Origin of the sequence: Lysobacter concretionis Ko07 = DSM 16239, from assembly GCF_000768345.1 — a bacterium.
Lineage (GTDB): Bacteria > Pseudomonadota > Gammaproteobacteria > Xanthomonadales > Xanthomonadaceae > Novilysobacter > Novilysobacter concretionis.
Genome location: NZ_AVPS01000010.1, coordinates 60532 through 71517, shown reverse-complemented (window position 1 = coordinate 71517; position 10986 = coordinate 60532). Strand labels below are relative to the sequence as shown.

The window sequence follows — 10986 nt, the reverse complement described above, 5'->3', positions numbered from 1 at the left end:
AAGCGGCTCAATGCCGGGGCACGGCTCAGTCGGCCACAGCGCGCGCGGCGTTGACCCGGCCGCTGCCGTAATGGCTGTCGTTGCCGGGCTTGCCGAGGTCGTCGGCGGACTGGCGCAGGATGCGCTCCACTGCCTTGGGCGACATTTCGCCGCCGTACTTGCCGACGATCAGCGCGGCCACGCCCGACACATGCGGCGCCGCCATGCTGGTGCCAGCGCTCCAACCGTAATAGCTATCGCCGCCAATAACGGAGGTCGAACTCATCACATAGTCGAACACGAAGCAGTAATGGAACACGCCGCCGACCGTGCATAACTCGTTGCCCGGATAGACGAAGTCGCCACCCGGCGCAGCGAAGTCGATGGCCGACTGGCCGTAGTTGCTGTAACTCGCCAAGTGGTCCAGGTCGGTTTCGAAGTCGGTGGCCCAGCCGGTCGGCGCGGTCGCCGAAACCGAGATCACACCCGGCAACCCGGCCGGAAATGCCTTCAGGTTGGCGCGGTAGCACAAGCCGTCGTCATCGCAGACCTCGATCCCGCTGGCGTGGTCCAGGTCGCGGCCGTCGTTGCCGGCCGAAGCGACCACCAGCGCGTTCTTGCTGGCCGCGTACTGCACCGCACGCTTGGTCGCATTGACCAGCTCGGCCACGGCATTGCCCCGCGAGTCCAGCCCACCTCTCACGCCCAGGCTCATGTTGATGACGTCGGCGCCGTGTTCGGCGGCGTGGACGATGCCCTGGATGATGCCGCCGAAGCTGCCGCTGCCAGTGGTCTCACTGAGTACCTTGACCGCGATCAGCTTGGCCTCGGGGGCGACACCGATGGTGCCGGCGCCGTTGTCACCGGCGAGGATGGTGCCGGCGGTATGGGTGCCGTGGGCGCTGCCGACGGTGTTGCAATAACCCTCGCCTGGTACGAACGAGGCCGAGTCGGCCGCCAGCAAATTGTCGGCGAACTCCAGATGGTCGCAGTACAGGCCCGAATCGAGCACGGCGACGGTCGCGCCTTCGCCGCGGTAACCGGCGTTCCAGGCGCCGGCCGCGTCGATCGCGGCGTGGCCCCACTGCAGATCGAAGAAGCGGTCGTCGTCAGTCGAGTTCGGCGGGTTGGTGAATGCGTCGGGGTCGAGCTGCTGCGGCTGGGGCTGTTCGAACTGCAGGGTCACATCGGCGACTGCCGACCGCACACCCTGCACTTTGCCGGCACGGCTGGCGAAGTGGGGGTTGTCGGACTCGACAATGACCACGCCGATCTGAGGCAGGCGCGCGGTGATGGTGCCGCCGGCGGCCTCGACCTTCGCGGCCAGCGGGCGGTCGAACTTGTTCTGGTGGGCGGTCACCACGTAAGTGGCGGCATGGGCGGAGGTGACGCAGACAACGGAACCAAGCGCCACTGTGATGGCGCGGGCAAGCATGCTCATGGAATACCCCTTCATTGCAAGGACAGTGAGTGGAGGCGTCGACGGGAGTCGCCGCCCACGCCCGAGCCAAGGCTGGACCGGGGCTGAACGCCTTTTGCATCGCCGCCAAGGGATAAACGCTTCAGCGACGCCTGAGCGGCCAAACCCGCGAACCGCCACTGCACCCATAAAAAAAGCCCGCACCGGACGAACCGGTTGCGGGCCTGCTCCCTCCCCCACGTCGGGATGCGGATCGACTGTGAAGGAGTTGTTAGTGCGGTTGCACGCTGCAGTGCAAAATAGAACCAACGGGTACATAAACGAAGCGCGGACTGAAAAGCCTGGACAAACCCGCGACGAAGGCTGAGAAAGAAGAGGCCGGGGGAAACAACCAGTACCGCGAACGGGTCACCCACGGCGGTATGGATGGACTCAACGGGTGCGATGGAATCGTTCGCAAGATCCCGCAGCACCACCGCCACCGCCACCGGCCTGGGCCGCGACGTGCGGGGAACCTGGCCGGCAAGGACGGTGGAGGTCAGCGTGCCAACGCTGCTATTTGATGTGCGGCCGAGGCCCGGGATCTAACGCTCGCGCGTCTACCCAACGGAAAAGACATGAAAAAAGCCCCCGCATCGCTGCGGGGGCTTTTTCGTCTTGGGATACCGCTCAGGCGGGAATTAGAAGCCCATGCCGCCCATGTCGCCCATGCCACCGGCCGGCATCGCCGGCTCGTCCTTCTTCGGCAGCTCGCCCACCATTGCTTCGGTCGTGATCATCAGACCGGCGATGGAAGCGGCGTTCTGCAGCGCGGTGCGGGTGACCTTGGTCGGGTCCAGGATGCCGAACTCGAGCATGTCGCCGTATTCGCCATTGGCAGCGTTGTAGCCGTAGCTGCCCTTGCCTTCCTTGACCTTGTTGAGGATCACCGACGGCTCTTCGCCGGCGTTGGTGACGATCTCGCGCAGCGGGGCTTCCATCGCACGCAGGGCAATGGTGATGCCGTGGTTCTGGTCTTCGTTGTCACCCTTCAGACCGGTGACCGCGGCCAGTGCACGGATCAGGGCGACGCCGCCGCCCGGGACCACGCCTTCTTCCACTGCGGCGCGGGTGGCGTGCAGGGCGTCTTCGACGCGGGCCTTCTTTTCCTTCATTTCCATCTCGGTCGAGGCACCGACCTTGATCACCGCCACACCACCGGCCAGCTTGGCCACGCGCTCCTGCAGCTTCTCGCGGTCGTAATCGGACGAGGTCTCCTCGATCTGCGCCTTGATCTGCTTGATGCGCGACTCGATGGCAGCGGTATCGCCGGCGCCGTCGATGATGGTGGTGTTCTCCTTGGAGATCTGCACCTTCTTGGCACGGCCGAGGTCGGCGATGGTCGCCTTCTCGAGCTGCAGGCCGACTTCCTCGGAGATCACGGTGCCGCCGGTGAGGACGGCCATGTCTTCCAGCATCGCCTTGCGACGGTCGCCGAAGCCCGGCGCCTTCACGGCGCAGACCTTGACGATGCCGCGGATGGTGTTGACGACCAGGGTCGCCAGCGCCTCACCTTCCACGTCCTCGGCAACGATCAGCAGCGGCTTGCCGGCCTTTGCGACGCCTTCCAGGACCGGGAGCAGGTCACGCACGTTGGAGATCTTCTTGTCGTACAGCAGGATGAACGGGTCATCCAGCTCGGCCTGCATCGACTGCTGGTTGTTGATGAAGTACGGCGACAGGTAGCCGCGGTCGAACTGCATGCCCTCGACCACGTCGAGCTCGTTGTCCAGGCCCGAGCCGTCTTCCACGGTGATCACGCCTTCCTTGCCGACCTTGTCCATCGCCTTGGCGATCAGGTCGCCGATGTTGGCGTCGGAGTTGGCCGAGATCGTGCCGACCTGGGCGATTTCCTTGCTGGTGGACGACGGCTTGGAGATGTTCTTCAGCTCGGCAACCGCGCCGGAGACGGCCTTGTCGATGCCGCGCTTGAGGTCCATCGGGTTCATGCCCGCGGCGACCGCCTTCATGCCCTCGCGGATGAACGCCTGGGCCAGCACGGTCGCGGTGGTGGTGCCGTCGCCGGCGTCATCGGAGGTGCGCGAGGCGACTTCCTTGACCATCTGCGCGCCCATGTTCTCGAACTTGTCGGCCAGTTCGATCTCCTTGGCGACGGACACGCCGTCCTTGGTGATCGTCGGGGCGCCATAGCTCTTGTCGAGCACGACGTTGCGGCCCTTCGGACCGAGAGTCGCCTTGACGGCATTGGCGAGCGTGTTGACACCGCGCAGCATCTTGGAGCGCGCGTCTTCGCCGAAACGAATTTCCTTGGCAGCCATTGTCTAGAACCTCAAAAAACGTGATTTGGAATGGGAAATTTGGTGTGTGGAACCGCGGATTGGAAGCCGGCTTCCTGGCCGGGCATGCCGGCAATGTCTCGGATCAGCCGAGGATCGCGAAGATGTCGTCTTCCTTGACCACCAGCAGGTCGGTACCGTCCAGCTTGACCTCGGTGCCGCTGTACTTGCCGAACAGCACCTTGTCGCCGGCCTTGACCTTCGGCGCGCGCACGCTGCCGTTGTCCAGGATCTTGCCTTCGCCGACGGCGACGACTTCGCCCTTGATCGGCTTCTCGGTGGCCGAATCCGGGATCACGATGCCGCCAGCGGACATCTTTTCTTCTTCCATGCGTTTGATGACCACGCGATCGAACAGCGGCTTGATATTCATTTTCAGCAACCTCTAGATGGTTGAAAGGGTCGATAACAGCGCAATGTGGGCGTCTGCTGCCGATGACGAGGGCGTATCGGGCAGCCAACGCGCCCGGCGAACCGGGACTGCGAAGGAAGATGGGGCACGCCGTCGGGCTTTCAAGGGCCGGGGCGCAGATTCTTTGCCGCCAATGAGGCGACCCGGCCGGCGCGCGGCGCGGCACGGCCCGGTGGCAGGAAAAGAAGGAGCGCGCTCCCCGGGGAAACGCGCTCCTTCTGGTTCGGGAATGGCATCCAGCTCGGCACGTCCTGTGCCCCTCCCCTGACCTGACCCCCTCGTCGCAGCCAACTCCTGTCAGCCCGCGGCTATGTTTGCCCATTTTGGTCACATTTACCAGAGGTGAAGGCGGCCGGACCGCGCCTCGCGGCCAATTGCACCGGGCCACGCCCGGGGCGAGAGGTCAACGGCTGCAAACCGCCGCCAACCCCGTCAAACCGGCACCAGAGCGAAGCATCGGGAAGCTTGGCTATGATCGGAACGACATAAGGACATGGCGCAAGCCGGGAAGCTCGGAAAGAGCACACCCGGTCAGCGCCAAAATCGGGGAAAGGAAGATGCACGATTCGGAGCACTGGCTGCGGGTATGGGAGCTGTTCGACCGCATCGTCGAGTTGCCGTCAGCTCAACGCGCGGATGCACTGCGGGAACTGGAAGACGACGAGGCCGTCCGGGCAGAAGTGGCGGCCCTGCTGCGGGCCAACGACAGCCACGGTGAAAGTTCGCCCGCAGCCGACGGCAGCGAACAGGCTCCGCGGCTGTGGCCGGGCACCGAAGTCGGGTGCTGGCAGGTGCAATCCCTGCTCGGCCGCGGCGGCATGGGCGAGGTGTACCTCAGCCACCGGGTCGGCAACGACTTCCAGCAGCGCGCCGCGCTGAAACTGCTCATGGCGTTCGATTCCGCTGAAGACCGTGCGCGTTTCGCGGCGGAGCGGCGCATCCTTGCGCGCCTGGAGCACCCCGGGATCGCCCACCTGCTCGACGGCGGCGAGCACGAGGGCATGCCCTACGCGGTGATGGAGTACGTGGAAGGCGTGGCCCTGACCGCGCACGCGCGCGGCTTGCCGCTGGCGGCGCGGCTGGAACTGGTGCTGCAGGCCTGCGCCGCGGTGAGCCATGCCCACCAGCACCTGATCATCCACCGCGACCTGAAGCCGGCAAACATGCTGGTGACGCCGGAAGGTCGCCTGAAACTGCTCGATTTCGGCATCGCCAAACGGCTTTCGCCCCTGTCCCGAGAGGCCGAGGAGGCCACCCAGGTCATCCGCGCCTCGCCGGACTACTGCGCGCCCGAACAACTCAGTGGCGAACCGGTCTCCACCGCCACCGACGTCTATGCGCTGGGCGTGGTGATGTACGAACTCCTCGCCGGCCAGCGGCCGTGGCAACTGGGCGGACTGCCGATCATCCGCGCGATGGAGCGCCTGTCGCTGCAGGATCCGGTGCCGCCCAGCAAGCGCTTGACCGGCAGCGAGCGGCATGCCGTGCGCGGCGACCTCGACAGCATCGTGCTGAAGGCCATGCAGGTGAACCCCCAGCACCGCTACCCGACCGTCGACGCGTTCGCCGACGACCTGCGCGCCCACCTGGAACAGCGGCCGGTGAAGGCCCGCAATGCGACCTTCGGCTACCTGCTCGCGCGCCGGCTGCAGCGGCACCGCACGGCATTCGCACTCACCGCGGCACTGTTCGCCAGCCTGGCGATCGGGCTGGTGGCGCTGACACTGCAGACCCGGGAAACCGCGATGGAGCGCGACAACGCACGCCGCGAAGCCGCCCGCAACGACGCTGTCCGCCAGTACCTGTCACTGATGTTCCGCAGTGCCGGCGAGCGGGAGGCCAACGACGAGGTCTCCGCCAGGGACGTGCTGAACGAGGCTGCCCGGCGCATCCACGAGCAGTTCGCCGACGACCCCGACAGCCGCGCCGACATCAGCCTCGCGCTGGCCGAACTGTATTTCCAGCTCAACGACTACACCGGCGCCCGCCCCTTGCTGGAGCAGCTGCTCGAGGAAGACGACGTGCGCGCCGATGTGCGCGCGATGGCCATGCACGACCTGGCCCAGGTCAACTTCCGCGAAAACCACAAGGCCGACGCGGCCGAACTGCTGCAGCAGGCGCAGGCGTACTGGATGCAGGAACCCGGATTTGAGCCGCAATTGCTGGACAGCCGCCTGCTGCAGGCGCAGCTCGAACAGGCCCAGGGCGACCCGCAGCGCGCGCTGGCGACGCTGAAGGACACGCTGCCCGGGCGGATCGCGCTGTCGGGCCGGGAGCATCGGGATACGGCGGTGTTGATCAACAACCTGGGGACAGCCTATTACCAGGCGGCGCAGTTTGAAGAAGCCGTTACCTACCTCCAGCAGGCCTACGACATCTGGACCGCGCTCGGGCAGGACCGCAGCGCCGACGCCCTCAACACGCTGAACAACTGGGCCGGCGCCGAAGTACAGCTTGGCCGTGCCGTCCAGGCCGTGGACATATTCCGGCGGGCACTGGCCTTGCGTCGCGACCTGTACGGCCCTTCCGCCGCACTGGCGGCGCTGATCAACAACCTCGGCAAGACGCTCAACGTGCTGGGCCATCATCTGGAAGCCCTGCCGCTGCTGCGCGAGGCGATGGCGATGGCGACCGAACACGCCGGCGGAGACGCCAACACCATCACCCTGTCTGCAGGACTGGGGTTGGTGGACGCGCTGGCCGCCACTGCCCAGCCACTGCAGGCGCAGGAAACCCTGGACTGGTTGCAGCCCCGGATCATCGACAACTACGGCGAGCAACATCCGCTGGCGGCGATGCTGGAAGTGTCCCGCGCACGCGCACTGCACGCGGCAGGCAACACCACCGGGGCCCGCCAGTCGCTGGCATTGGCCAGGCAACTCATGGAGGCATTGGGGCCGGCGGGCAAACGGGCGCTGGAGCAGATCCGCGAGCTCGAACAGCAATGGGACCCGTGAGCCCGGCGGAACAGACAGCCTGCTACGGCCCGCGCTTTCCGCCGTCGACCGCTACCCGAAATACTCGCCGGGCACCCAGTCGGCCGGAAGCTCCGGCCGAATCGCCTGTTCCAGCCACGCGCGTGCCTTCACCCAGTCGCGGCGGATGGTGCGCTCCGTCACGCCGAGGATGTCGGCGGTCTCGAGTTCGGTGTAGCCGGCGAAGAAGCGGCACTCGACCACACGCGCCAACCGGGGATGCAGGCCCGCCAGGACATCGATGGCCTCGCCCAGCGCAACGCTGACCTCGCTGCTGTCCGTCGAGAAGGCACCCTGGTTCTCCGGCTGGTGATACGCCTCGTCCAGCGGCACGGCGGACACACCCTCGCCACGACGCAGGCGCAGACGCGCACGCGCCTGGTCCACCAGCACATGGCGCATCGCCACGGCCGCGGCCGCGAGGAAATGGCGGCGACTGCTCCACTGGCCGCCGCGCGCGAGCTTGAGATAGGCCTCGTGGATCAAGGCGGTGGTCACGATCGTTTCGCTGCGCGGCATCCGGGCACGGATCCCGCGGGCCGCCTGCCGCAATTCCGGATACAGCAAGGGCGCCAGCTCCACCGCGCTGGCGCAGATCTCTTCCGTCAGGCCGGCATCCGGCCCCGGTGGGTTGTACATAGGCGCATCGTTCCCTGAAAAGTGCGCCAGTCCTGTTGTGTTGCCGGCGCGTGATCACCTGAGCATACGTCAGGAGATGACGCGCCCGCAGCCTCGTCAGAAGCCGGACTTCCAGCGTCCGGTGTACTCCGTGCGGAACTCGCACTTGTACATCCCGGCCACTTGCGGGATGTCTTTCATGAGTTTGTCCATGTTCGATCTGTAGCTGAGCGATCCACGGATCAGGTCGTCACGCACCAGAGACGAGTGCAGGACGACGGAGAGGATATCGACTGCGGCCGTGGTGTTGACGCCGTCGAGTTCGCCGCGCCAGTTCCTGTCGTCGATCCGGATCCAGCGGAGCGCGCCCGGCACCTCGGGAAAGTACTTGCCGGGATGGAACTGCCCGCCCCAGCGAATGGGCACGTCCCCTCCCTTCGGACCGTCGATCTCGGCGCCAGCGATTGCGCCGCCCATCTTCATCAGCGGGCATCGCGACATGTCCGCCGGGTGATCCTCGAACACCCAGATGCCGTCGCGCGGGCCCCTGGCGTTGCCCGCCGCGGGAAACACCTCGATCGGGCACTCGCCGCTGCCACCGAATATCCGGTGGAGCTCCTTTGGCGTCTTCGGGCTCCAGACCATTTCGTCGAAGGCCACCACCAGCGTCATGCCCGCTGCGCCAGGCGGCGCCGCCTGGCCGGTCAGGGTCTCGATATCCATGACGGTCGTGGCGGAAAGCATGCAGCGACAACCGCCCACCCCGCAGTCCGCGACCATCACCTTTTTCTGCGCCTGGGCGCCGGGTGCGGCCAACAGGCCGGCCAGTCCAAACATGACCGCCGACAGGACGCGGATATCGATCATCGGTCAGTCCTCGGCCGGGGGCGGTGCGATGCGGGACAGCAACTCGGCCGGCGTCAGGGCGCCGGTCCTGACCGGAATGCCGTCCAGCCGGGCCACGAGTTCCCGGCCGGTGGTTTCCGGACCGATGACATCGGTGGAAATGGCGCCGGATGAAGCGGCGTCCATGGAAGTGCTCGCCGTCTGCTGCGCGGCGTTGGCTTCCAGCATGCTCCGCGCCATGTCCATCAAGCCCGCCAGGGCGGCACCGGAGAGCCGGGACGCGTCATCGGTATCGGCACCGGCCCCGGCCCCGATGACAGCGGCATCGTCCATGTCCGCTTCGGCCAGCTGGCGCCGGGCCTCCCGGGGCAGTTGCCGAAGGACTTCATCCAAGGCCTTGACCACCTCCCTGGACTCCTTGTCGTCACAGGCCGAACTGCGTTTGCACACCTGCTCCAATGCCAGGTTCCGCGCTTTTGCCATCAGGCCGGTGCCTTCGCCCGGCTCGACCCTGGACTGCGTTTCCGCATCGCGCCCGGACCCGCACGCCGCCAGCAGCGCCACCAGCCCGGCCACGCACAACAACCGGAACCCACCGGTTGCCCACCCGATGCGACGCATCGATCCATTCCCCCCGGACATGACTCCCTCCCCTGGCCTAGCCGCCGCTGCAGTCGATGCGGATCGGCGCTTCCACCGTCAGGCGGGTGCTGCTGTCCGTGCTGAACACCACGCCGGCCAGGGTCACGACCTGGCCGTCGATCTGCCCCGTCGCCGGGGCAACGCCCAGTGCATGCGCCATGCCATCGTTCGCGATCCACTGCGGATCGCCAGGCTTGAACGCCCGGTCGACACCGACGTTGATACGCAGGTCGGGGCCGTCGGTCTGGCTGCCGTCGTCGCCGGCCAACTCCACGAAGACCGGTTGCCCGTCGGGCGCGCTGCCCGCACCGGAAATCATGTAGCTCACCACGTCGTTGTCGGGCCCCACCATGCAACGCGATGGGGCGAACCAGAACGTGCCGGCATCGGTCACGATCCCGACCTGTGCCGACGGCGACGCCGCGGCGGGCGGCACGCTGTCGGCGACATCCAGCGCACCCATCGCCAGTGGGGCGTCGGCTTCACCGTTGGCACAGCCGGCGGCCAGCAAGGCCAGAGCGGCGAGGGTCGATCCCAGAATGGACATTCGCATCCACAGACTCCTTTGATTGATGAAAAGCACTTCCGTGACGGGCCGGTCGCCGGCACGTGGATTCATGGCGCGCGGCCTCGTTGCGGGCACGCTCTCGCGCTGCGCAAGACGCGCGCGGGCAGTCATTCGCGCGGCTGCATGAAGGTGCTGATGTCCACCGGCAGGCCGGGCATCTGCAGCGAGCGGACCCACATCGTGCCGATCTCGTCGTCAAACACCACCGAGTTGCGGCCCAGCGCCGTGGTCATCAGGTCCTGGCCTTCCGCATTGGCCGACACCACGAACACCAGACGCGGCGAGCCGGCGACGAACCCGGTCGGCTGCTCGGCGTCCTCACCCATTACCGCGAGCAGCTCCTCCACCACGCGGGCCGGATTCGGGCTTTCGTCGATCGACAGCCGGTACTTGACCGGCAGCGACGGCGCGTCCTGCGGCGTCCATGCGCCCTGCGGGCCGTCCGCGGATGCCTGTCCGTTGCACGGCACTCCGAGGCAATCCATCGCGGCGGCTTCGGCCACCGACAATTCCTTCCGGCTGGCCCGATCGATGCCGGCGGTCATGGCGCGCATCGGCGACATCTCGAAACGCCAGCTGACATCCGGCCCGACCCCGAACTCCTCCGGCCCCGCCAGATGCTCGGCCGGTACCGAATCAAGCAGTGACTCGCGGAACGCCGGGCCGAGGTTGAAGCGGGTGACTTCGACATGACTGCGCGTCAGGTCCGGATCGTCCGCTGCACTGGTCAGCTGGTACGTGACCCGGTATCGGGCGTGCGGCAACAGGCCCTCGCGGCTTTCCACCAGCAACATCGCGCGCACCGGCGCGGCCAGGTCGGCATCGGGAAGGAACACCGATCCGGCCATGTCTGGGAAGCGCGCAGGCGTGTAGTACGCCTCGCCATCCAGCGCGTCCACATCGACCTCGGCATAACCGGGGCCCGGCAGGAAGGCGGCATCGCCCCCTGCCGCACACGCCGCCATCGACGAGGCCAGGACCACGCCGCCCAGGATTGCCGCCAACCACCAGTGATTTCGCTTCATGCCCGCTTTCTCCTGTTCCTATGTCCAGTACTGCCCCGACGGGCGCCTGCGGTCCGCCCCTGCCACCGGCAGCGGCCGTGAGAATGTCTCCACTCCCCTCATACACGACGCGCTACCCGACAGCCGGACATTCGGGTCGCGGCACCTGCCCACCGAAGCATGGCG

Annotated in this window: 9 protein-coding genes; 1 reads left to right on the top strand and 8 read right to left on the bottom strand. The window is 66.8% G+C overall.

The features are described 5' to 3' along the window. Window positions 1–25: 25 nt before the first annotated feature. The 3 genes from N792_RS12265 to groES form a co-directional block, all read right to left on the bottom strand. Window positions 26–1420 (bottom strand): S8 family peptidase, encoded by a 1395-nt coding sequence (locus N792_RS12265; RefSeq protein ID WP_198025597.1) that lies wholly within the window; start codon window positions 1418–1420, stop codon window positions 26–28. Window positions 1421–2079: 659 nt separating this feature from the next. Next, window positions 2080–3717 (bottom strand): chaperonin GroEL, encoded by a 1638-nt coding sequence (gene groL, locus N792_RS12260; RefSeq protein WP_036195680.1) that lies wholly within the window; start codon window positions 3715–3717, stop codon window positions 2080–2082. Window positions 3718–3820: 103 nt separating this feature from the next. Beyond that, window positions 3821–4108 carry a co-chaperone GroES gene (gene groES / locus N792_RS12255; protein WP_036195678.1) on the bottom strand — a complete coding sequence of 96 codons (288 nt, stop codon included), beginning with the start codon at window positions 4106–4108 and terminating at the stop codon, window positions 3821–3823. Window positions 4109–4704: 596 nt separating this feature from the next. On the opposite strand from groES, the gene N792_RS12250 reads away from it, so the two are divergent. Further along, window positions 4705–7104, top strand: a complete 2400-nt coding sequence (locus N792_RS12250; protein WP_036195676.1) for a serine/threonine-protein kinase — start codon at window positions 4705–4707, stop codon at window positions 7102–7104. Between the two features lie 51 nt (window positions 7105–7155). Here N792_RS12250 and N792_RS12245 read toward each other — a convergent pair whose 3' ends face one another. The 5 genes from N792_RS12245 to N792_RS12225 form a co-directional block, all read right to left on the bottom strand. Beyond that, window positions 7156–7761, bottom strand: coding sequence for an ECF-type sigma factor (locus tag N792_RS12245; RefSeq protein WP_052104082.1), 606 nt, complete (start codon window positions 7759–7761; stop codon window positions 7156–7158). A 96-nt stretch (window positions 7762–7857) separates the two neighbouring features. Beyond that, the gene (locus tag N792_RS13555; RefSeq protein ID WP_052104080.1) at window positions 7858–8607 is read right to left on the bottom strand and encodes a hypothetical protein; all 750 of its coding nucleotides are present in this window, start codon (window positions 8605–8607) and stop codon (window positions 7858–7860) included. A gap of 3 nt (window positions 8608–8610) precedes the next feature. Further along, complete coding sequence (locus N792_RS12235) at window positions 8611–9162, bottom strand: hypothetical protein (RefSeq protein ID WP_156969416.1); 552 nt, start codon at window positions 9160–9162, stop codon at window positions 8611–8613. Window positions 9163–9244: 82 nt separating this feature from the next. Next, complete coding sequence (locus N792_RS12230; protein ID WP_156969415.1) at window positions 9245–9781, bottom strand: hypothetical protein; 537 nt, start codon at window positions 9779–9781, stop codon at window positions 9245–9247. A gap of 122 nt (window positions 9782–9903) precedes the next feature. Further along, on the bottom strand, window positions 9904–10821 hold the full coding sequence (locus N792_RS12225) for a hypothetical protein (RefSeq protein ID WP_156969414.1): 918 nt from the start codon (window positions 10819–10821) through the stop codon (window positions 9904–9906). Between the last annotated feature and the right edge of the window lie 165 nt (window positions 10822–10986).